Consider the following 24377-nt stretch of genomic DNA (forward strand, 5'->3'; position numbering starts at 1 on the left):
GATTCGCTGCGCACGAGCATCAAAGTCTCGTAACGAACCATAATTAGTTCTCCACACATTGTAACAAAAAAGGAGATGACCCGAAGGCCAACGGAACAAAAAAATAAGGCCAAAGCCTCAAAAAGAAGAGTAACCCGTTTTTTTTAATCTGGCAAAAATAATATTTAAACCCTAAGAAAAAGGCGCCTCGATTTTAAACCGAAGCGCCTTTTTAAATTCATACGACTATTTAGCCAAGTCGTTGGTACCGATAAACCAACTTGCCAATAATCCTGAACGAATCTTTTCCTTTAACCAAAGGAATTGGCGGTCTACGATGATTTACAGATTCAAGAAGAATAAAGTCATCCATGTAATTAACCGTCATAATGTCTTTGATCATTTCTGTGTTACCGTATTCAACTGCAACAACATCTCCTGATCGAGTCCACACAGATGGCGCAATTATCAAAAAATCACCCTTGATAAAGTTTGGAGCCATTGAATTATCATCAACGCACAAACAAAACATTGCATCATCTTCATAGCCAAAAACGGGAACAAAGACATCTTTGTATCCCGAAGTAACTTGCATTAATTGATTATTATATGCTGACGGCTCGGATGGAATAGCACCAACAACGGGTACAATCCGAAGCTTAAAATCTGAGATCGAAACTGGAGCTACAACTGCACCAGGCTCGCCAAATTCAGCTGCTGTTTGAACTGCAACACCAGCAAAACCCTGCGGGCGATGAGCAAGTAATTGACTAGGGTCAAGCTCAAAAGCCTCCGCTAGCTTACGAAGCGCATCTTCGTTCCAACGACGCGTTCCATTCTTAATATGAGTTAAATAACTCTCCGACATTCCTGTCTTTTCTGCCAACACTTTGGTTGTCCAGCGACGCTCCCTGAGGAGCTCTTTCACTCTTAATCGCGTTGAAACCATTGCCTCTCCAGCGCTCTTTACACTTTTAAACTTTTAATAAAACATTTAGATTCCAAAAAAACCTAGTTCTTGCTGGAAAACTACTCAACAACCGTACCAAGAATTTTTAACACAAAAAACTGGTAACCCTGTTTTTATAAAAAACGATCACTTTTCATCATTTTTAAGCGATATTCAAGCGTTATTTTTTAGAAGTAAGCAAAAATTAATATTTTTGGTACCTAAACACAACTTTTCCAAGAATTTTTACATAATGGTCATTCCGGGTCATGGCAATTGGAGACTGCTTATGATTCGGATGCTCAAGTACAACAACTGTATCCATAAATGAGATAACCATAAGTCCACGAGAGACTTTGTCATGTTTATATTCCAAAACAACCAAATCTCCCGATTGAACAGCTGCTTTAGGAGATACAATCAAAACATCGCCTTTTAAAAATCGCGGAGCCAAAGAATTTGAATCTATTACCAATCCAAACGCCAACGGATCTTTGAGATTAAAAATAGGAATAAATTGTTTTTCATTTCCGGCAAGTTGCTGCATTTGCGCATACACCTGTGTATCAACCACATCAGGAATATCTTTAAGCACAGGAACCATCGCAACGTTCTGAGAAAATTTACCCAGAGATGAGCGATAAGCCGAAATCATATCGGATTGATGTTGTTGAACGATCCCAGAAAGATCTCGCGATCTATGTGCAAATAACTCAACTGGATTTTTTTCAAAAGCTTCTGCAATTTTTTTTAGCGCATCTTCATTCCAACGGCGAGTTCCATTTTTTATGTGAGTTAAATAGCTCTCAGACATTCCTGTTTTTTCTGCCAAAACCTTGGTTGTCCATCCAAACTCTTTCAAGAGCTCTTTCACACGCAAAGATGTAGATGTCATTGTTTTCCCCATGTATTTCTAATAAAGGATTTTTTGCTTACACCAAAACGTTGTTATTTCTCACGTGCAGTATATTGAAAAAAATGAAATAATGTAAACTTGCCGAATAGAAAAAAGTATGATTTTTTTTTAGATGCAGTACCCTCATCCAGAGAGATTTTTTGAAAAATAAAACAATACACACACGGTTATGATTTTACCCTGCCCAAATATTCATGAAAAAAATGCCTGGAATGAAAAAAAAATTATAGCCGGAATCGATGAAGCAGGCAGAGGCCCGCTCTGTGGCCCTGTTGTTATTGGAGCTGTTATTTTACCCATCAACACTGCACCAGACTTTTTAGCTGATTCAAAAAAAATTACCGAAAAACAACGCCTCAAAGCATTTGAATGGATTACTAAACATTGTTTGTACACAACTGTTATCATAAGCCCTCGCGAAATCGATACATATAATATTTACCAGTCAACCATACGCGGAATGAGACAAGCGTACATCCAACTCAACCAAATTGCGCAGCGTGCAGGAAGAGGCCCAATTTCACACCTCGTGATTGATGCAATGCCACTGAAAATAGAAAAACCATCTCTTACCATTACGCCCATCATCAAAGGAGAAAGCGCATCAAGTTCAATTGCCGCAGCATCAATCGTTGCAAAAGTTATTCGCGATCAAATCACCTGCGATCTTGAAACAATGTTTCCCTACTTTTCGCTCAGCAAACACAAAGGATATGGAACTGCACAACATCAAACAGAACTTGCACTTCACGGCCAAAGCATCATGCACCGAAAGTCATTTGTTCTAAAATCCAAAAAAACCTCTCTTTAAAATGTAACTCACAATTTTCTGTGCAGCTTTACTTTCTAACATAATCGCGATATCGTCCCTGCGAATGCTGGGTTGTTGCCAGGGTTTTGATATGCAAAAAGTAGTTTGGTGGCTGTTTTTGTGGGCTGCGTTTCGCGGTTAAAAAATCAGCAGAATGGATCGTCAAAAAATTTTACGAGCACGATACGAATGCGACGCTCAGCCGCAGCAAAAATAGACATGCTCCTGCGCAAAATAATGCATTTTTAACATTCCAACCAATCAATCATGCTCAATACAAAAAACAAAGAAGGCCAACTTTTTACATCGGCCTTCTTTGTTTTTATCAAAAAAACTAGAACGAAAAGTGAAAGTCTCCACCGACAATCGAATGTTTTACCGCGTTTTGACCATTAATTGGAATTGTGTAGAAAATGCTAAAGCTCAATTCATTTCCTTCTCTGTCATCTTCGTTAGCACCATATCGACCAGAGAAATCACCACGAACAGTTAAATCTTGAGATTCGCTTGCCTTGAGAGATCCCAAAGTATTAACCACATCAAGATTGTATTTTTCTGGGATTTGCGTGAATACGCTTTTTTCACGTCGAACAAAATTATGAGCCAAGCGTAATTTGCAAGAATCAGAACAACGGTACACACCTTCGGTTGTCATTTTCCATTGTGCTCCAGGTTTTTTAGTTGCTGTTCCCTTGGTCAAAATTAAGTAATCTGTTTGAGCGGCATCTGTTTTAAGTCTGTATTCTTTTGTTTTTGCAGAAAGCCACGCAACTTCAAGATCCGATGACAATTTAAGATGTTCGCCAAACACGATACTCATACCAAGATTTAATGGAACACCATACGATCCATCATTTCCAAATGCAGTACTAAATGCATGATCAACACTTCGTTGGCATCCTGTTGGTAACCAGAGCCCGACAGACGCATGAATATCAATTTTACTTACAGAGCCATCACCTTTTGCATAGGAATTACCCCATCCAAAATAAACATGTGTATCCCCTGCTCCATTTTTTGACCAATCATACAAATCAAGGCCCCCAGCAGCTTGCACATATTTCTGAATTTTGCTGGTTAAGTTTGTTTTCCATGCACGATTTCGCGCACCATCTGCAGTAACATCTGTTAAATCTTCAAAAACAACGCCTGAAACACTTGCCTTACACAATGGAACCGCAATACCAAGGAAAAATTGACCAGGGATTGTTCCATAATCAACCAACGCACGGCCCCAAAGGGTCATGGTCGATTGTTTAACACTACCCTTAACCCGCATGTCACCCCAACCAGAGCCAAGACCTAACGGAAGATCCCACAATGACCAGTCAAGGCCATAGGGAAAGTCTGCCGTTGCAGTCGAGGAAAGAACTTGAAGTTGATCGTAGTCAATTAACATGGCACGAGCAGATTCTGTTGGTGAATAAATTTGCAATGCACCAACTTGTGCGGTTTCATTGTTGTACCCATCTGTCGATGCGCGAGCATACGCAAGATTTGCACCAAATTTGAATACGTGAGATCCATGTGCTTTTGAAATATGATCATTGCTTGTAAATGCTAAATTTGAATTATACACAGCTTGCACAGTAGAGCTGCAGCATAGCGCTGCAGCAATAAGTTTAAAAATCGTTAACCTGATCTTTTGCATACTCAGATCCTTTCTCTTATTTCTGTTATTTTTAAGTTGACTGAACATACACACGACCACCAACAGAAATCAAGCGAGATCCATCGGCACTCACACTGGTAACAGGTCCAAGTGTAGTTCCTGTGAATATCGGCAAGCCTGCATCAACTGGATCATTGTCACTTGCAGACTCTGCTAAATATTTAAGCGCTGAAGGCTTTCTGTTTGGAGTCGAAGCATTGTATGTGTAGACACCATCACGGTGAACAACCTGAGTAGTCATACGGTCAAGTGTTTTTACCACCGCAACCGCAGGAGTTCCAACAATTGCACCCGTAGAAACGTTAATCGTTAAATCAACAGAAATATGTTTTGAAACGTCTGTACGTGCGTTTGCTGTCACAAGGTCAAGGCGATAGATTGGGTTTGCAGCAGTAATCACCGGCGCAATCACAGAAATCGAAGCAATTCTGCCAAGAGAAGCTTCGTCACCATCAACAACTTCACCAACAACAGTTAAATCACCATCTTCTTCTGCGGTGTCGTATTTACATACATACAAGCCACGAGTTGTTGCAACTGCGAATGTTCCAGTCGCTCTATCCAATGGCGCAATATCCCACACTCGTTCAGAAACACCAGATGTAAAGGTTGTAAGCGATGCATGTCCAAGCGCTGTTGCATCAACATCCTGGAATTTAGCTGCCGACAATGTAAATGCATGAACACCTGACGGTGTCATCACCACCAACGATTCGGTATGTGTATCTTTGTCGTAGACAGTGATCATTTTATGTACAGGCCCGGTAATTCCAGTAAGTTTTAACCAGGTCATCGCAGCAGGAGTTGTTGAAGAGCTAGTTGCATCTTGAAGCGATGCTGGAAGAGATCCGGTCCAACCTTTACCCTTGTCACCCGTTTCGCCAGAGACACGAAGGGCCGCTACGCCATTTTCACCACCAACAAAAATCCATCCCGCTGTTCCGCGTGACATCGCAGAGCAGTAAATACCACCCAATGAAAGAAGCGCAGCGTCGTTCAAGAAGCTCTTGTAACCGTATTGATTTGTTTTTTCTGGATTATAAACAGTTGATTTTGTGGTGTCGACAGTGTACCCAACGTGAGCAATTGCAACCGCTTTGTTTCCGGTAGCAACGATCATATTCATAGTTGCACCATCTCCCGCATCAAGGTCATAAGCAGTGTTAACTCGCGCAGAATGTCCTGCCAGGCTGTACACGCCGCCATTATTTGCAAAATCGGTATTGAGCGCTGCTGCAAGCTGATCGTACGCACTAACCTGAGCATCACTTCTCCATGTTGCAACCGTTGGTCGTCCAGACGCAAAATCAAGTCCAATGTGTTTTGCATAAGTTGCATCAAGCTCAACTGCTTGCATCGAAGCCGACAAAGAACCTACAAGTTGCCATGGAGTCCAACCAACAAGCGCACCTGCCGCCGAACACACCGCTCTACACGAAAAGACACCCGTCAATCCGGTAACACCCGGTGGATTTGCAATCGTTACAAACAATTGTGTACCAACTGTACGCATATTTACCACAACAGCTTTTGAGTTCCAAGGAATGCCAGAAGCTCCGCCAACATTAAACAATTCAGGATTGGTTGATTGACTCCATGTGCCATCGGTATCTTCCGCTACAGTTGAATAATCAGCACCGCAAGGTTTACCCTTGTTAGCACCAGAAGTAAGAACTGGAATTGCATAAATACCACCAGTCGCCACATCTTTACCTGAAACCGCTGAGCTAGTTGCATTTACCAATAAAATCGTTCTCGCTGTTGAACCTACAGTTTGAAGCGATGAAATCTGATACACATCTCGGAATGTATCGTCAGAGCCCTGGCCATCAACAAACGCCGCTGATCCAGCAATAGTTGTAGCATCAGTATATTTTGCAAGAGCAAGAGCAGGATCATCCCCACTATTTTTTGCACCCCCAAGGTACAAGCAACGAATTGTTGGCTCCCAATATGCGCACTGAAGACTTTCAATATTTCCACCACTCATTTCATGTCCCGTTCCAGCCCCAGTATCAAGAAGTGTTGCAAAATCAATCGATCCTGACGCAACGGTTAAATCGGCATTCAACACCTTGATCATGTCATATTCAGATTCACCTTTAAAATACCTGGTGTCTCCATCTGCAGCATCAGGAATAAAGCAGTACAAGACATTTGCAGTGTTTGCAAAATTTCTTCCCGCAACGATTTTTACACAACGAGAATCTACTGCATCACCATCCTGGAAGAATGTTTCCCGACGAGTATTTCCGGTATACCCCTCTGGAGCGGTATACGCATCTGCCGTAATCGAAGTGATTGTTCCATCTGAGGCAACCTTAACAATCATCTTGCCGCCAGTTGTTTCTGTTTTTGGCAAATAATAACGATCAACTCCGCCATCTGCGTTGGTGATCAGCGCCATGTCCCAAATACCTTTTCCGGTAATTGGCGACTCTGCATTAACTTCATCTGCTGTTGTAAATGCTCCGGTTGCAATGTTGTAATTATTTACTTCATCAAATGAACGTCCATCGGGCGCTACCGCTGCCGCAACAACCAATTGTTTATTTACTGCATCAAGCGCAACAACATTTCTCAAATGAACGCGAGCTTCAAGATCTTTGGTGTTTGCAAGACCAAGCGACGGCAAAGAAACGGTAAATGGACTTGCAAGCGCGTCTTTTACATACGCCGTTTTTCCGTCAGTGATAGCCCAGACATACGAACCGTTGGTTGCAAATGCACCAACATTCGCAAGCGCTGAATTATTAATTCGCTGCCAATTTGACCACGATGCAATATTGTTTGAAGTAACAGTTGCAGTTGTAACCCACACTTCATACCCAAACGAATCGTTAATCGTTGAAACATACAAAACGTTTCCACGCAAGCTCACACCTGTGACATACGAGCCCGGAGATAGCGCAAACGGTGCATTTCCAACAATTACTCTTCCTACTGCTGTATATACGCCATTAGTTGCTTGTGCCAACCAGGTCTCTGAACGAGCTGCTGCCACAGAATCGGTTGTTCCCTGCGCAAGTTTACCACCAGTTCCAGCTGCACCCGTCTTTAATGATAATGCATAAAAATTATTTTTTTCTTTTGATGACGCTCCAGCCTGAACAATCAAATGAGCCCGCGTTCCATTCGTTTGAACTTCAATGTTATGCACTCTACTGAGTTCGGGAAATCCTGCAGCCGCTGTTGCATCACCGTTAAGAAGCGTTCCCCCGGTTGAATGATTCAATGTTGTAACAACATCTGAACCATTAAGATAAAATCCACATACACCAAGAGTTGAATCAGACATATGTCCACCAAGGTAGAATGTATAACACTGCGTTCCCGCATTATTCCAAGTATTTACTACCATCGATGTCAGACGACGCATTTTTGTCGACATCATAGATGCAGTAGCACCCATTTTCATGCCACTTCCACCAGTTGCTCCATTAATATCAAGCTGCGTCAAAGAATTATCGGTCGGCGATGAAGGAATTTCAAATCCACGGATCCCCACGGTTGATTTTGACGAATCAAACTGCATGGTGTCTGGATCTGCAACCGCACACAAAATAACTTTTGCCGTAACGGTTGATACCGCTGAACCCTTGTGGCCAACTGCAAGTTTTAAGAATCGTGATTCTGTTCCCGTAGCATCTTCGCACGACATTGCAACGCTAGAAATATAGGTTTCTTTTGGATCTGCAACGTTAATAACCGCCAAGCGCGATCCACCAACACCGGTTTCGCCTTCGAGCTGAACCAATGCTGCAACATATTTATTAGCACCCGCAATAAAGCAATCCATTTCCCAGACGCGGCAATTGTACAATGGGTTTGCAACAAGATCTTCTTCACCCGGAACGGCATAAATTTGATCTGGCGTTAACGCTGTTTTGATAATATCCGAACCATCGGCGGTCGAAAGCTCTGTAATTGCATATTCATTTGCCCCTGCTTCAACCGCACCTACATACATCTTATTGCTGGTTGCATCATACGTACACGTGGTACGAAAATCTGCTCGTGTTGTTTTGTTTGCAAAATCTGCGATCACATTTTTTGTGAGCGCTTCTGACTTTTCAGCGGCATTTACCACACCACTCAAGGCGATAAAGCCTAAAAAAACTTTTAAAAGAGTTTTGCTATCTCTCATTTGGCAACTCCCCTGTAACCCTAAAACGTACATACCACCGAAAACGAATCTTTCCTATTATGTTTAAAAGATCCTCCTTCAAAACATCAATGTTTTGTGTGATAAGGCATTAAATACATGCGAAGGCCGAAGTATTTATAGGTTCGCCACATGAAAAAAAGAGTTATTACAAAAACAGCTAAAACCAAAAAGAAATGCTCAAGTTGACCCAACTGCATACACTGTGCTGCCAAAATAGTTTGTATAATTTGAGTCAGCGTGGCATAAAGAAACCCAAAAAAGCAAACGCCCCAAAAAAATTGAAATCCATACGCCTTCAAGAAATTAAAATAGGGATCAAGCGGCCAAACAATGTTATGTTTAAAAAACAAAAGCCCCATTAAACCAAGGGTTTTTATCGCCGCACGCAGCACTGTCGCATACGCCATAGCAAAAGCTCCCAAAAAACCAATGGTGTAATAATTAAAAGCAGCTCCAACGATTGTTGCCAGAACAACAACTAACGTCGAAGAATCTGAGTCCCGCAACGAAAGCAAGCTTTTTAGCATAATTTTATTAAGAATCTGGAACGGAAACGCACATGCCATAATCGCTAAAATCTTTCCAGAAAGAACAATCAACTCCGGCGTTGCGCGCCCTTTAAACAACTCTGGCGTAAAAAAAAATCCCGAAAAACAAACCATAAAAATGCAAACCGGAAGCGCAAACCAGGTTGCAAGCTTAGAACTTTCGAGCAAATAAAAGCGTAATCGCTTGGGATTTTTGATAATTGATTCAGAAAAATGCGAAAGCAAAACCGTCCCCAACGATGCTGCAAAAATTGAATACGGAACCATGTACAATCGATGCGTAAGATACAACATCGTAATACAACCTTTTGGCAAATAAGATCCAAACCTAATATCCAAGAAAGAATCTACTTCAAGCGCCCCAAACGAAACCAAACAGGGAAGCATTTGGCGAAAAATAATTTTCAGATCCGACCAAACATTTTTCTGGGGAAACGAAAACGAAAATCCGTAAAAAAAATAGGCCGCAAAAACCAGTAAAAACTTAATAAATCCAGCCAAAACCACAAAACCCGCCATTGTTTTGATGGGAAGACTCCACGCCAAACAATATTTAAGCCCCACAATATACACAACATGAAAAACAAGCGGACCAAGCGCGGGAATAAAAAAATGATTTATGGCATTAATAAAAGTCGAAAGAACACTAAACCCAGCAAACCCTATGATTACCGGATACATAACTTTAACAACCGGAACAGCCGCAACTATCTGATCGACCGAAAAACCCGGCGCAATAAATCCGATAGCAGATTCTGGAAAAATCCACACCAAAAAACAAAACATCACCATGATGCATTCTATAACACCAAAAATGGTAAGCGAAACCTGATTTACTTCTTCCGTTCGTCCATCATGAAGCATTTTAACCGTATGTGGAACAATCGCCGCCGTAAGCCCATTTCCTTCGTACAATTTTCTGAGCATATTTGGCAAGCGAAACGCGGTAATAAATGCGTCAGAATCACCATTAATCCCAAGATAGCAAGCCTGAAGAAACTCTCTGACGAAAGCCAAAATAGTACCAAAAATTTTAACAACCCCAATAACGGCAGTCTTTTTAAAAATAAAAGTTTTGGTAGTCTTGTGATTCATGAATTGTACATTTTTTTAAAACACATCGCGTGTTCATTAAAATAATTGGTTGTAGCTTATCTAAAGCTCTTAGATTTAAAAGGTTCTCATGTCGAAAATTTTTAAACTACACAACCCATTCAAGCCCTCAGGCGACCAGCCAACGGCAATTGCACAGCTTACAAAACAACGTCCGGGCAAATCTGTGCTCATGGGTGTTACCGGATCTGGAAAAACATTTACGCTTGCAAATACCATCGCAAATCAAAATAAACAAGTTCTCATTTTATCGCCAAACAAAACATTGGCAGCTCAACTGTACGAAGAATTTTCGCTTTTTTTCCCCGAAAACAAAGTGTGCTATTTTGTGAGTTATTACGATTATTACCAACCCGAATCGTATTTACCCGCACAAGATGTCTACATCCCCAAAGAAACAAAAGTTAATCCCGAAATCGAACGATTACGTGTCGAAGCAACCGCATCTATCATCACGCGGCCCGACACCATTATCATCGCTTCCGTTTCAGCAATTTACTCACTTGGTAACCCCACAGACTACAAAACTATGGCGATGCACCTTGAAATCGGTACAAAGATTTCACGAAAAACACTGATCGACTCACTTATCTCGATTCAATACAAACGGAACGATGTTGAACGTGAGTCAGGATCCTTCCAAGTTCACGGCAGTGTTATCACCGTCATAATTCCGTATCTTAAAAATGCTGTTCGCATAGAACTTTTTGGCGATGTTGTTGATCGCATGGAGTTTTTGGACAAAAAAAATTATGCCAAGATGGGAACGGTCAACAGCGTAAGTATTTTTCCTGCAAAACATTTTGTAACTCCCGCCGACAAAATGAATATCGCCGTGGCACAAATCGAAAAAGACCTGAGAGTCGAGCTTGAAAAACAACAAGATCCAATCGTCAAAGAACGAATGCGCACACGAATTAGTCATGATATTGCCATGCTCAAGGCAACTGGCTACTGCATGGGGATCGAAAACTATTCACGTTATTTTGATGGACGAAGCCCTGGCGATGCGCCGCACTCGCTTCTGGATTTCTTTGAAAAAGATTTTTTATTTGTGATCGATGAATCGCACATCGCCATTCCACAACTCAGCGCGATGTACAAAGGAGACAAAGCCAGAAAATCATCGCTCATCGAATATGGATTTCGATTACCCTCTGCTTACGACAATCGTCCACTAATGTTTGAAGAAATTGAAGGATATTTAAACGACGCCATTTTTGTTTCTGCAACCCCTGGTCCGTACGAAATTACACACGCAACTGCAAAACCAGTTGAACAAATTGTCAGACCCACAGGTATTCCAGATCCCGAAATTATTATTCGTCCTCGTGAAAACCAACTCACCGATTTACTCGAGCGGATCAAAGAAACGATTGCCAAAGGTTACAGAGTTCTTATCACCACGTTGACTAAAAAATCTGCCGAAGAACTTGCGAACTATTTTGAAGAAAAAAAAATTCAGGCTTGCTACCTGCATGATGAAATAAAAACACCCGAACGGTCTGAAATTTTACACAAACTACGCTCGGGAATTTTTGATGTTCTTATCGGAATCAACTTGCTCCGCGAAGGCTTGGATCTGCCGGAAGTTGCCCTAGTTGCAATCCTAGATGCAGATATTCAAGGCTTTTTACGCAACACTCGTTCGCTCATTCAAACAATTGGAAGAGCAGCGCGAAACGCAGAGAGCACTGTAATTTTTTATGCCGATAAAATGACCCCTGCGATGCAAGAAGCGATTAATGAAACAAACAGACGCCGAGAAATCCAAATTGCCTACAACACAAAGCATGGAATCACTGCAGCAAGTGTAAAGCGAGAAGTAACCAAAAGTATTTCAAACCTTCAGCAAGCGATCAGAGATGCATCAAAAAACAAACCCAAGTCAAAAAAAGAATCGACGGATCGAAAATTAACTATCGTTTTAGACAGCCTTAAAGAAGAAATGAAAAAGGCGGCTGCAAACCTTAACTTTGAACGAGCAATCGAACTTCGAGAAGAAATTTTAAAACTGCAGGAAGAGATAACAAAAAATAATTCTCAGTAAAAAGGATTTGGTGCAAGAGAGGGGACTTGAACCCCTACATCCGATTAAGGACTCTGGGTCCTAAGCCCAGCGCGTCTGCCGATTTCGCCACTCTTGCAAAAAGTTATGTGAAAACGTGTTTCAACTTTCGTATCTTAGCATACGTTTTATTTTTTTATAAAGCGTTTTTGTGGTGGGTCCCCAGGGACTCGAACCCTGAACCTGCAGATTAAGAGTCTGTTGCTCTACCGATTGAGCTAGGAACCCAAAAACACAGGGAAATAATAGCAAAAAAGATTAAAAAGTAATAGTCGGACAAACATAAGCTTAAAACCCCCCTACTTTTTCACACTGAAACACTCATTTAAAAAATTCATCATTTTTAGTATTTTTACGGCCCCTTGAGACAAAACACACAAAAGTCATATTTTCTTTAAAATTAATAAGTAAAAGTTCTCAAAAAACTGTGTTGCCATGAAAAAAACCAACTATTTTATTCTTTTTTTGCTTTTTTTGAACCTCGGGTCACCCGTGGTAAATGCAGCACGACTAAGCCCAAAAGAAATTTTATTGGGCGCTCAGCACCTAGCACAAAAAACATATGACGGCGATCGACAGCTTCTGCTCGTTCTGGCTCTTCTCGCGCCATCGATTGACAACGGCCTACAAACAGCTGGATCTGCGGCGAAAAATGGTATAAAAAACTGGTGGTACTCAACAAGTACAGATGCGTCAATCCTTGCAACACAAGGATATGCTCCAACTGAAGCTTCTTCCTTATTGTTTAAGACACTCTTTCAAGGAGTGCGCATAACGACAGAAATTCCAATTAATTTTATCAAATCTTGGATCAATTTTTTAAACTGCCTTTCAGGATTCATCCCAGGCCTCAACCCAGAAGCAAGCCTCTCTCATTGGGTTTTTTATGAAAAATGGTTTAAGGATGCGTCAATACCAACACCAACACCAACACCAGAAGCAAACCTAAAAAACTATCACACCGAAGATAGCGAACACTGTTTTCCTCTGATTTCAAATGATTTTACCATCGGACTAAACGAAATAAACGGAAAAAAAGTCATTGATAAAAAAGGCTTTTGGGGCAATTTTTTTTCAATCATCCATGCATCCGCATACTACGGATTTGCCATCCCTGAATCATATCTACGTCAAACAATAAAGCTTTTTTATTTCTGCATAACCAATCCGACATTTATCCTCAGTCTTGGGATAATGCTTCGTGCAGCTCTTTGTGAATATTTAAAAACAAAACCATCAAGCAGACCCGCTATCGCAATCCCACCAACAAGATTAGCTCCCCCAGAGCCTATCACTGAAGGAAAAACAACGACTGAACGTCGAGCTGTACTTATTGAAGGCTGGGTTGAAGAGCGCGAACAAATAAGAAGAGCTCGTTTTTATCGAGGAATCGCTACAAATACAATAATTCGTAATACCTTTTTAAGAAATGTCGTGAAAAAAAGACGAAATCGGCTTGCCCAACAAAAAGCAATCTGGCAAAAGATACGAGCTAAGATTTTTTTAAGAAAACTTTTTAAAAAAAAGCGATTAAAAAAGCAATTTGAGGATTCGATTCCAGAAATGTTGCAAGCTCTTCAAGTAACGACCCTTGCATACCGCAGAACACCTCTTGCCGCGCCAACAGAAGACGGAACTAGCCTTGCGCAATTAGGAGCCGTTGCAGCTCAGGGAGCTAGCACTGTCGCGAAAACAGTCTTGGGAGAACACGCATCAAAACATACAGAACCCGTGTTTGTGCAAGTTACACAACAAAGTCCAACAGGACTCGTGCAGGCTCCTTCGGTTCACACAGTAAAATCAGATGATGATGATGATTATGCAACACAAAGAATAATTGCCCAAGCATCATCCACAGCCGTAACAGCTGTCGATTCAGCAAAAGAGCGAATAAACACTGCGGTCGATTCAGCAAAAGAGCGAATAAACACTGCGGTCGATTCAGCAAAAGAGCGAATAAACACTGCGGTCGATTCAGCAAAAGAGCGAGCAAGAGATGCAGTTGATGCTGCTGCTACCACGCCTGCGCTCGAAAAACTCAAAAGATTTATTCGAAAATTTAAACGCGACCATACTCCTGCAGCACAAGCTGCGGCTCAATGGACCCAAGAAACAGGGATTCCAATTGCTCAAGAAGCTGCATCAACCTTGTGGGATGGATTGAAAGCAGACCTTGCAAGACGGCGTGCAGAAAAAGCTGAAGTAGAAAGGTTTCGCGCTATGAGTCCAGAACAACAAGAAGCCTACCGTGAAGAGCATAAAAAGATTGAAGCAGAAAGAATTCGTCAACAAATAGCTGCAAATAAAAGAAAGTTAATTCAAGAACTCCCGTGCATTCCCGTGTATGAAGTTGCTGACAAATCACCAAGATGCATCTGCGTAGGCCCAGAAGAAGGACATCCCGATCACGTCACCGTATATTTCAAACGAGGAAAAACAACTAAATGGAGCACGCTCATTCCAGATATTACACTTACAGACCTTAATACATTTGTGGGAGAACCAAAAACTCTACTCTTGAGACGTCAGCTAGAAAAACAAACGCTGTTTAATCAATTCGGTAAACTTCTTTCTTCAAGAGAGGACACAAATCGTACACTTGGCGATCTGGTAGACCTGCGCGATGACGAATCAAGTCCTGGAATCTATAAAATCATCAATGGACCTAGAGGCAGACTCCGAAGAATAAAAATTTCTAACCCCGATGAACTTGAAGCAGCACAAGCAAAAATTGCTTTTTTAAACGCCCAACAAGCCGCAAGTAAACCTTCAGGACTTTTCAGCTGGCTTGGGAAGAAGAAATAATTTCATCAAACGCAAATGCTGAATATATTTTTACCACACCAGAAGCGCCCCGCTCCATAAAATGCCGAGTAAAACGCTGCAAAAGATTGTATGCATATTGTTTAGCCTCTACAAAATCTTCATCGCCCTGTGTTTGCAACATTATTTCAATCGATTCATTAAGTATTTTTTTCACTTCAGTGAGCTGAATGGTATCAACAGGTTGATTTTGTTTGTCTGGTTGGTCCGAAGAATACATCGCCATAAACGATTCATAGGTTGCAAGCGAAATACCAAGCCCAGAAAAACTTGCCATGTCGGCCCTATTTTTTATTCGCTGCGCAATGACCTGCAGCGGACAATACAATAATACTTTTCGAACGGTTTTTGTTTTCAAAATATTCATCAAATCATCGTACTGCTGCTGCGATTCAATAATCGTATCAACAATTACTTCTTCACACCCTGCGCACGCTTTAACAATCGCATCATAAAAAAGCTGGTAGCTCAGCCATTGAGTTCGAATTTCATAGTCAAAAACATATTTTCCTGTTTTTTTTATCACATATTTTTTTATAAATTCCCATGGCCCCTGCGCATCTTCTTCGCGCCATCCAAGAGCGATTGCTTTTTGAGTAACGATCTGTGAAATAAAATCATCCAAGGCGACAATGCATGCTTTCTTGTTCGATTGTTTTTTTATTTTCGCTGCATATGTCGATTTTCCCGCTGACGACGTTCCACTAATAACGGTCACCACACAATCATGAGTATTTGATCGAAAATAAAAAAAAGAACCAACCGCCAAAAATGTTACCAAAAAAATATAAACTAAATTTTTTCTATCCATTCTACTCATTGCATTCGATTATTTTTCTACACGGGTCATGCTCACATGCTATCTTTCACCATACTTTTTGCGCAATAAATGAATTTTTTGTAAAAAATAATTTAAACTTTTATAAAAATCTAAATAAGGAATTTTGTATGTTAACCCCAAATTCGCCAACGTCATGGCTTGATAGAATTGTTCAATCTCTTACCGGTCTTATCTTAGGACCGCTCTGCATTATCGGAGGATTATTTTTACTTTATTTTGTAGAATCCTCGACCAACTATGGTGCACTTGCACGAAAAGCAACTGTAATAAATGCAACGACACAAACAGATTTTTCAGAAGACATGCCTTTTGTTGCTCTTTCGGGAGTCATAAAAGTAGCAACGCCCATCTCTGACAATCTTTTTCTAAAACCATCACCCTATCTTTCTTTTTCACGAACAACTGAAATTTTTGCCTGGAAAGAAACTTCAAACACAAAAACGCCTTCTGGGGATAGCCAAAACCCAACACCAGAAACAACTATTTCATATTCAACTGACTGGACAACTCGTCCAACTCCCACAGAGTTATTTAAAAATCCCGTCGGTCATGAAAATCCAACACACATTCCAATCTCCCCTGCGCACCACACACAAGAATCATTTCTTATTGGAGCCCTGCAAATAAAAACCGATAAACTTCATCTCCCTCAAAGCACCCAACTCATCCTGAGCGAGCAAACTGTCAACACACCTGCGCCAACAATTATTCATGAAAATTCATTATTTACACCAAAAAACATTCCTGCATCACCACTCGCGCCAAAAGTTGGTGACTTAAAAACGACCTACCACGTTGTTGATGCAAATAACAAAGAAGCAACCCTTTTTTGCGCTATCAATCAAAAAAAAATAAAACCCGCCCTGCTCAGTGAAATAACACAAAAAGCATCTACTGAATCTTTTTTCAGGCTCTTTTGGGGATCTGCACAAGACGCGATAAATGAACTACAAAAAGAATATGACCAAAAACTTTTTTGGGGCCAAGTAATAACTTTTATTATCTTCTTTTTTGGCTTTTTGATGTTTCTTGGGCCTATCTCTGCGATCGTAAGTGGCATTTCACTTTTATCTGGGCTCTTTGATACCATTATTTCAGTACTTTCACTTGTAGCTGCTGCGATAACTTTTTTTGTGGCAAAACTGTTAATTCAAATTTTTCTTTCACCACTGCTTATCGGACTGCTGTGCTGCTCGCTACTTATTATCGCAGGACTAGTAGTTGCGTTTATCAAAAAAAAGACCGAATAAAAAAAGAAGGGCTGAGAAAAGATCGCGAACGCATTTCTTTTTTCAGCCCATAAACGTTGTAGCATGAACGTGTACAATATTCACACATTGCCGGGGAGGCTCAATTATGAAGCACACGTTCAAGTTACTTGTTTAATTTTAAGTCGGATAAAAATATTTTTTATAAAAAACACAAAAATCATTAAAAACATGTTTTTTGCAAAAAATGACACTTTTGATTTTTCAGTTAGTATCATAATCGCTTTTTATTGCCAGAAATTCTCTCATATTCGTATAGTCATCGGGATAAAGATCACCAAAATGATAGATTTTTATGAATAAAAAACTGCTTTTATTTTTTATTTTTTGCATGCCATTCATTTCGCCTGAAAATACACCAAACCCTCTGGAACCTGCAGAAGTTTTTGTAGAGCCTACACTTCTGCCCGAAGATTGCCTTGTTGATCGGAATGGTGAAATCGTAAATCAAAAATTTAGTTACGCTAAAGAATTAAAACTCATCAATCACTACATAAAACCGCTGAGCATTATTGCAAAATCAAAACACGCAAGCAAATTTATGGGATGGGCACAAAATAATATTACGCCGTTTTCGATTGACTGGAGAAAATTTGCAATAAAACACAATATAAATCTTGATGAATGCGTAATCCCCGAAGCAGGATTTAAAACATTTAATGAATTTTTCACCAGAAAATTAAAACCAGGCGCCAGAGTAATCGACCAAACGAATGGTGGGGTTGTCAGTCCCGCAGATTCAAAAATTACCTACGTAGAAAACGTATCGAAAAAAGACATTTTTATTATCAAAAGCTCACAATGGTCATTAACAAAAATGCTTAAAAATCAGGTTCTTGCAGATTTATACGAAGGCGGAACCTTAATTAGCTTTCGACTAGCCCCAGAAGACTACCATCGATTCCATTTTCCATTCGACTCAACTCCAGGATTTTCCAAAAAAATTCCAGGCCGATACGATTCAGTTAATCCATTTGTTTATAAACATGGATACGACCCTTTGGGTGAAAATGCGCGCAATATTCTCATCTTAAAATCAGAAGAATTCGATGACCCCATTTGCATTATCGTTGGAGCTCTTGGGGTAGGAAAAATAATCGAAACATATTCTCCCTACGTAGAATACAAAAAAGGTGATGAAATGGGATATTTTGAATTTGGTGCCTCAACAATTTGCCTGCTTTTCAAAAAAAATATCATCAAACCTGCTGAGGGAAAATTTATATCCAATTCAATAAAAATGATTGAAACCGAAGTCAAGCAAGGTTCACTCATCGCTCTTCACAAAAGCATTAACCACGAAGAAAGCCCGCTTGAGAAAATACAAGTTTTTTTGTACGAAAAATACGCTCAACTTAAGTCTTTTTTTAATAAAAAATAACTCAAGATTCCTCAAATCCAAAGTTATATACACTTCTTGCATCCACAACAAGAGCAAGATCGTCCAGCTTCGATTTTATTTCTTGCGCTCGCTGACACAATGCAAGCGGAATTATCGCTTTTAAAAGACGTCGTTCTCGAGCTTTTGAAAAATCAACCTGATAATGGTTTGATAAAATATGTTCCAATTCAGTCTTTAATGTTCGGCACTCTTGTCTCAGCTCTGCAAAATCAAGATCTTTTGTTAAATCAGAAACGCTCAAAACGGTTAATATCGAAGAACAATCGATTACCGAACAGTCTTCGGCCAGCTGCTGAAACAATGGAAGCAATGTTCTTATTTCCCGAATTCTATCAATAACTGGATCAGAAAACAGACTTACACTAAAAAAAACAACCAAAAAAAGTTGATACGATTTCATTTTCATCATCACAAAAAATTGCTGTATGTATTTTTAGCATCACACGACGGCGAATAAAAAAATAGATTTTGATTTAAAATTAGTTTTTTATTCGCCGAATTTGAACTGTCTATCCCAAATAATTATACACTCAATAATGCGTCATCTATTGCGTTAATAATTGCGACCATTTCATCAAACAAATATTTCAAATGGCGTTCGGATTTAATTTTTTTGTTTACCTCGTCACACTGGACTCTTAAGTCAAACAATTCTTTAGAAGTACACCGACTCACATCTGAGGTTTGCAGTCTACCGATGACGCATAGTTGATTATTATAAACCCCTGACAATAAATGAGTGAGAAAAACAACATCTACACCACATTTTTCTAATAACGTAATCTCAGCTGGTGTAAATCCATCGTCATCATCCTGCAAGCTAGAAAACTCTTCCCATATTTCAGATTTTGGAGAACTCGATGCAGCATCAAAAGAATCCAACTCTGCTGATGAAGCCGCAACATCACTACTTGATGCTGAAGATCTACGTGGAGAATTTGCCAAATTAAACGACCGCAATTCGGTGATAAATTTATTAACATTCCTACAAAATTCAGCTGCTTCGTCTTTTGAAACACAATCGCGTACAAAGACTTCTAATTGTTCCGCGCAAGATGCAAGAGCTTCAGATGATACATTTTTATTCTGTAAACAAAGATCTACACGAGAAAGGGCGCTACTAAAATCCATACGCATACCCGCATCAGAAATACCACTCGCTCCAATTTTTTCTTGAAGAGAAATGGTCATCGATATTAATTGCTGTCTTGTAAAAGTTGCGCAAACATTTAAGCCAACAAACAACACCGCTGCTAAAAAAATTTTTTTATTCATAAAAAGCCCTTTATTTAATGTTAATACGGCTCAAAATACATAAATTTTGGAAAAAAATAAAAAAAAATATCCAAATACGGATTTATATTTGATCCAGTGGGATTATTCAAAACATTGCGAGCAAAAAAAGAATCCCCAACTATTGAATTTTGAAATTCAATGTTGCGATTATCCTACTTAATTTAATTTTAAAATATCGGGACCAAGTATGTTAAAAAAAATAGTATATGTTGTGTTGTTTATATCCCTTCCTATCGCATGTGCAAAAGAAAATTTGTTGAAACAAGCATGGAATAAAATAATCGGAAAAACTAAACCCAAAGCAGTTCCTGTTACAATAGAATCGCCACTGCGTTTTGCATCCACACGAACTCAAGAAGCTCAAGCGCCTCAAGTCCCCCACACCAAAGAGGAAGAGATTTTTATAAAACAAACATCCCTCACAAAGAAAGAAAACCCGCCACTCCCCAACCAGAAAAACCACCTTCATCAATCCCTCGACCGCTCGACGATAGTAAGCTCCCGCCTCATCTGAGAAGCCGAAAACCTGCCGCACCTCCACGCCCCACCGTCACGATAAACCCTCTTAAAGATGAATTTGCAGCGTTAGATCTTCCTGAAACGGCAACAAATGAGGATATAAAACGTCAATATCGCAAATTTGCACTCAAATATCATCCTGACAAAAATCTAGGAAAAGAAGCTGAAGCCGAAGAAAAATTCAAAGTCGTAAGCTCTGCATACTCAAGACTCATAAATGATCCATCCAGGGCAAGTCTTCCATAACTTAATAACAAAAAAGGGCCGAGAAAAACGGCCCTTTTTTGTTATTCAATTGTCTTACAGCATCCCTTTGATCATCACGTCGTAAGAAAAAAGAATCCACGACGAAAGATCAATCGGATGATTTTTGTCATACTCAACTGATGCAACACGATCAAATCGCAACTCGTCATACACCTCAAGCAAATACTGATTTGTTGGCCTTACTCCTGTAAAAAGACGCAAAGTACTTGGCAACGCTTTTAACAATCCCGCCAAAAGCAGTCGCTCGATACCAAAATTGCAATAAGCATCGTCCACCAAACATGAAATAATTTTCATGTCGCCCAGTGCAGAACCAGCTGTTACTCCACCCGAAACAAATCCTACCAGCTCATCAGTCACAACATCTTTTGCAGTAACAAAAATAAAAACATCATGTTGAATTCGTTTTAAAACCTCTTCGCCAAATTTTTTCAAATCAGCGGTGTAAATATTTCGCAACGAAGCATCAAGCGTGTCGTAACATTTCTGCCAATCAACCGCTGCAACCCCTTCGGCAAATAACGGTGCACAAACCTTTAAAAAACCATCAGTTGTAACACTCGACGGGTTTTTCTTCAAAAAATCTATTTCTGCACCAACTGTACGCCGACAGCCAAGATCAACAAGCGTGCGTTTTATTTCCACAATTCGCTCATCGGTCAATAACCCAATTGTCCACTCGATCAACAACGATCTATCGCGTTCATCCTGAACAACATACGCACCCAGAGGATTCTCCCTCATTCTTTTGTGCGCAACCGCCAACCATGGCGTAAAATCCTGAATACTACTCATTTTTTTCCATTATCGTAAAAATATTTATGATTTCTTTTCCATCAAAAAAAACAAAGCAATCATACTCTTCTCCTTTTTATTTAGTTTTTACTTGAGAGCTTCAAGTGCTCGTGTAATTCGCCGGGCTGTTTCTTCTTTTCCCAAAATAGCAATCATCGCAAACAAATTTGCACCCTGCCCAATACCTGCAAGAGCAAACCTCATTGGTAACATAACACTACCGATACTCAAGCCATGGTCCAACGCATGCGATCGCAACAAAAACTCAACGGTTGTTGCCGAAAATTCATCTAACCGATTTATTTTCTCGCTCAACAATGCAACCAATTCTGGTGCCCCGTTTTTCCAACACTTTGCTTTTACTGCTTCGTCATAACTCTCTGGTGCGACAAAAAATTCTCGTCCATGTTCTAAGTATTCGCTGACAAAAGAAACCCTATCTTTCAACAACTCAATAACGTTGATCAAATACTCATCGGTAAACGTTTTATCAATTTTTCCTGTCATCTCATTGCGCAACAACGCAAGTAACTCATAATTTGATTTTTTAAGTAAGTATTGCTGGTTAAACCAATGTAGCTTTTCAATATTAAAAACAGCTCCAGACTTACCAACTCGCTCGAGAGAAAAAGCTTGAATCAATTCTTGAAGCGAAAATAATTCTCGCGTTTCACCATCTCCAGGATTCCATCCCAAAAAGGCGACAAAGTTAACCAACGCCTCAGGGAAAAAGCCTTTATTTTTATAGTCTTCTACCGCAACATCTCCCTGGCGCTTACTGAGCTTGCTTCTATCAGGATTAAGCATCAGTGGTAAATGCACCCAAATAGGCTCCTGCCACCCAAAAGCTTTATACAATAAAATATGCTTAGGGGTCGAAGAAAGCCACTCCTCACCACGAATAACGTGTGAAATCTGCATTTCGTGATCATCAACAACAACCGCTAAGTGATACGTTGGATAGCCATCAGACTTCAAAATTACTTGATCATCAACATTCTTGAAGCTGAATGTCACATCCCCACGAATAACATCATTAAACGTCAGTTCACCATCTTCTGGAACCTTCATCCGAACAACCCAAGAAGCATTTTCTTCTTTTTTATTTTTAAGCTGATCTTGAGTTAAATTTCTACATAATTTGTCGTATGCAGGAGGAAGCTTTTGCGCAATCTGGTCGTTTCTAACTCGATCTAGCCGTTCTGCTGAACAAAAACATTCATACGCAAGCCCTTGATTGAGCAACTGCTCAACATACGTATGATAAATTGCAAGACGCTCAGATTGAATGTATGACGCACAAACCCCAGGCTTTCCAGGACCCTCATCAAAATCAATTCCCGCCCATTCAAGTGTTTTTATGATATTTTCAACCGCCCCAGAAACCAACCGTGTTCTGTCAGTGTCTTCTATTCTGAGTAAAAATTTTCCATTATTTTTTTTTGCCCACAAATATGCATACAACGCGGTCCGTAGTCCACCAACATGCAAATATCCTGTCGGGCTTGGCGCAAAACGAGTGCGAACATTCACCATACAAAACCTTATAGCTCAAGAAAGTCTTAAAAAATACTTTCTTGAGCATACACTATTTTGTTTATTTTGAGATCCGCTCAACGTTAGGCACGAGCATCCATCAAGAGAGAAACCTCTTCAACGCGGTCTTTTCGACCATTTGCAGAGATAACATCTTTTGCCAAATCAGCCATCTCATCGGACAATTCTTCAAAACCAGCACGTTGTTTTTCAGCGTTTTGTTCAATAATTTCATTGAGCTCTTGCATGAGCTCTGCAAGTTCTTGAGCCTCTCTTCTTAATGCACTCATCACCTCGGCAGGATCCTGAGCGGGTGCAACAACACGTACGGGTGCAGACACTGTACGAGGTTGATATACTACCATTTGATCTGACATTTGATCGGAATACTCTTCACCAGATCCCTCTTCTGCGACAAGCCCAAGATCGTCTGCAAGTCTCATAACATAATCTTTAGATGCTTCAACAAAAAATATCGCCATCAAACCACAAATTAAAATAATTTTTTTTTTCATCATAAACCACCAAAGATATGGGTTTAAATTTGATCAAATCCTACACGAAGAACTCTATGCGGATCAAAGAAAACGAAAGACCATAGCCAAACACTGTTGGATTGACTAGGATTATTCGCACAGTTTAAGCACCATAAAAAACCACTGCATGTTTTACAACCTGCTTCGTGTTTAAAAAAAGAAAAGAAAATATCATGGAGCGAATAAAAACAATCAAACTTGCCCGTGCGTACACCAACGGAGACACCACCGTTCACGCACTCAAAGAAGTTTCTCTTTCGATTCACGATGGAGAATTTGTAGCAATTACCGGAACTTCAGGATCAGGAAAAACAACCCTCATGCAGCTGCTGGGATGCTTAGATATTCCAACTAGTGGTGATTATTTTATTGATGGAATAAACGTTGCACATCTTTCTGATAACCAACTTGCTCACATTCGCAACACAAAGATTGGATTTGTTTTTCAACGATACAACCTACTTCCCGATCTTTCGGCTATCGACAACGTTGCTCTTCCTCGGTTATACAGCGGAATCTCAGAAGAACAAGCTCAGCAAGAAGCCCGCGAATTGCTCAAGCTGGTAGAACTAGAACACCGTGCAGAACACCACCCCTATGAAATGTCGGGCGGGCAACAACAACGAGTTGCAATTGCTCGATCACTCATCAACAACCCTGCAATTATTCTGGCTGATGAACCCACTGGAAATCTTGATAGCGCAACCACTCAGGCTATTTTAGATCTGTTCAAAAAATTAAATCAGGAAAAAAATACGACAATTATTCTCGTCACTCACGAAGACGAAGTGGCGCTTCAGACAAAACGCATCATCAAGCTCAAAGACGGATTGATTATTTCTGACTCTCCCACATCACAGAAATGATCAT

Annotated in this window: 18 protein-coding genes and 2 tRNA genes; 7 read left to right on the forward strand and 13 right to left on the reverse strand. The window is 40.2% G+C overall.

The window, feature by feature from the left end; all coding sequences use genetic code 11:
• Positions 1-229: 229 nt before the first annotated feature.
• Together FJ366_01945 and FJ366_01950 are read right to left on the reverse strand one after the other, a co-directional pair.
• Positions 230-928: a helix-turn-helix transcriptional regulator gene (locus FJ366_01945; protein MBM3894335.1), complete on the reverse strand. Its 699-nt coding sequence runs from the start codon at positions 926-928 to the stop codon at positions 230-232.
• A 205-nt stretch (positions 929-1133) separates the two neighbouring features.
• Entirely contained in the window at positions 1134-1823 is a 690-nt protein-coding gene (locus FJ366_01950) for a helix-turn-helix domain-containing protein (GenBank protein ID MBM3894336.1), read from the reverse strand.
• A 190-nt stretch (positions 1824-2013) separates the two neighbouring features.
• On the opposite strand from FJ366_01950, the gene FJ366_01955 reads away from it, so the two are divergent.
• Positions 2014-2655: a ribonuclease HII gene (locus FJ366_01955; protein MBM3894337.1), complete on the forward strand. Its 642-nt coding sequence runs from the start codon at positions 2014-2016 to the stop codon at positions 2653-2655.
• Between the two features lie 334 nt (positions 2656-2989).
• On the opposite strand, the gene FJ366_01960 is transcribed toward FJ366_01955, so the two are convergent.
• The 3 genes from FJ366_01960 to FJ366_01970 form a co-directional block, all read right to left on the reverse strand.
• A complete protein-coding gene (locus FJ366_01960; GenBank protein ID MBM3894338.1) occupies positions 2990-4306 on the reverse strand; it encodes a hypothetical protein in 1317 nt (438 codons plus the stop codon).
• Between the two features lie 31 nt (positions 4307-4337).
• Positions 4338-8474 (reverse strand): hypothetical protein, encoded by a 4137-nt coding sequence (locus FJ366_01965; GenBank protein MBM3894339.1) that lies wholly within the window; start codon positions 8472-8474, stop codon positions 4338-4340.
• An 86-nt stretch (positions 8475-8560) separates the two neighbouring features.
• On the reverse strand, positions 8561-10138 hold the full coding sequence (locus FJ366_01970; GenBank protein ID MBM3894340.1) for a hypothetical protein: 1578 nt from the start codon (positions 10136-10138) through the stop codon (positions 8561-8563).
• Between the two features lie 88 nt (positions 10139-10226).
• On the opposite strand from FJ366_01970, the gene uvrB reads away from it, so the two are divergent.
• Positions 10227-12206: an excinuclease ABC subunit UvrB gene (gene uvrB / locus FJ366_01975; protein MBM3894341.1), complete on the forward strand. Its 1980-nt coding sequence runs from the start codon at positions 10227-10229 to the stop codon at positions 12204-12206.
• An 8-nt stretch (positions 12207-12214) separates the two neighbouring features.
• Here uvrB and FJ366_01980 read toward each other — a convergent pair.
• Together FJ366_01980 and FJ366_01985 are read right to left on the reverse strand one after the other, a co-directional pair.
• A tRNA-Leu gene (locus tag FJ366_01980) sits at positions 12215-12303 on the reverse strand.
• A gap of 73 nt (positions 12304-12376) precedes the next feature.
• Positions 12377-12452 (reverse strand) — tRNA-Lys (locus FJ366_01985).
• A gap of 207 nt (positions 12453-12659) precedes the next feature.
• Between FJ366_01985 and FJ366_01990 the strand changes: the two genes are divergently transcribed.
• Positions 12660-15029: a hypothetical protein gene (locus FJ366_01990; protein ID MBM3894342.1), complete on the forward strand. Its 2370-nt coding sequence runs from the start codon at positions 12660-12662 to the stop codon at positions 15027-15029.
• On the opposite strand, the gene FJ366_01995 is transcribed toward FJ366_01990, so the two are convergent.
• Positions 15004-15867, reverse strand: coding sequence for a hypothetical protein (locus tag FJ366_01995; protein ID MBM3894343.1), 864 nt, complete (start codon positions 15865-15867; stop codon positions 15004-15006). The two genes, FJ366_01990 and FJ366_01995, sit on opposite strands and share 26 nt — an antisense overlap.
• Here FJ366_01995 and FJ366_02000 point away from each other — a divergent pair.
• Together FJ366_02000 and psd are read left to right on the forward strand one after the other, a co-directional pair.
• Positions 15819-17138 carry a hypothetical protein gene (locus FJ366_02000; protein MBM3894344.1) on the forward strand — a complete coding sequence of 440 codons (1320 nt, stop codon included), beginning with the start codon at positions 15819-15821 and terminating at the stop codon, positions 17136-17138. The genes FJ366_01995 and FJ366_02000 overlap by 49 nt on opposite strands.
• A 313-nt stretch (positions 17139-17451) precedes the next feature.
• Positions 17452-18537 carry a phosphatidylserine decarboxylase gene (psd, locus tag FJ366_02005; GenBank protein MBM3894345.1) on the forward strand — a complete coding sequence of 362 codons (1086 nt, stop codon included), beginning with the start codon at positions 17452-17454 and terminating at the stop codon, positions 18535-18537.
• Between the two features lies 1 nt (position 18538).
• On the opposite strand, the gene FJ366_02010 is transcribed toward psd, so the two are convergent.
• Positions 18539-18970, reverse strand: coding sequence for a hypothetical protein (locus FJ366_02010; protein ID MBM3894346.1), 432 nt, complete (start codon positions 18968-18970; stop codon positions 18539-18541).
• 110 nt (positions 18971-19080) lie between these two features.
• Positions 19081-19833, reverse strand: coding sequence for a hypothetical protein (locus FJ366_02015; protein MBM3894347.1), 753 nt, complete (start codon positions 19831-19833; stop codon positions 19081-19083).
• Between the two features lie 342 nt (positions 19834-20175).
• Between FJ366_02015 and FJ366_02020 the strand changes: the two genes are divergently transcribed.
• Positions 20176-20619: a hypothetical protein gene (locus FJ366_02020; GenBank protein MBM3894348.1), complete on the forward strand. Its 444-nt coding sequence runs from the start codon at positions 20176-20178 to the stop codon at positions 20617-20619.
• 54 nt (positions 20620-20673) lie between these two features.
• Here FJ366_02020 and FJ366_02025 read toward each other — a convergent pair whose 3' ends face one another.
• The 3 genes from FJ366_02025 to FJ366_02035 form a co-directional block, all read right to left on the reverse strand.
• Positions 20674-21435: a hypothetical protein gene (locus FJ366_02025; protein MBM3894349.1), complete on the reverse strand. Its 762-nt coding sequence runs from the start codon at positions 21433-21435 to the stop codon at positions 20674-20676.
• A gap of 87 nt (positions 21436-21522) precedes the next feature.
• Positions 21523-22971, reverse strand: coding sequence for a glutamate--tRNA ligase (locus FJ366_02030; GenBank protein MBM3894350.1), 1449 nt, complete (start codon positions 22969-22971; stop codon positions 21523-21525).
• 83 nt (positions 22972-23054) lie between these two features.
• Positions 23055-23486: a hypothetical protein gene (locus FJ366_02035; GenBank protein ID MBM3894351.1), complete on the reverse strand. Its 432-nt coding sequence runs from the start codon at positions 23484-23486 to the stop codon at positions 23055-23057.
• 194 nt (positions 23487-23680) lie between these two features.
• Here FJ366_02035 and FJ366_02040 point away from each other — a divergent pair, with 194 nt between their 5' ends.
• Positions 23681-24373, forward strand: a complete 693-nt coding sequence (locus FJ366_02040) for an ABC transporter ATP-binding protein (protein MBM3894352.1) — start codon at positions 23681-23683, stop codon at positions 24371-24373.
• The last annotated feature ends 4 nt before the right edge of the window (positions 24374-24377 follow it).

The sequence above is a fragment of the Candidatus Dependentiae bacterium genome (assembly GCA_016871815.1).
Lineage (GTDB): Bacteria > Babelota > Babeliae > Babelales.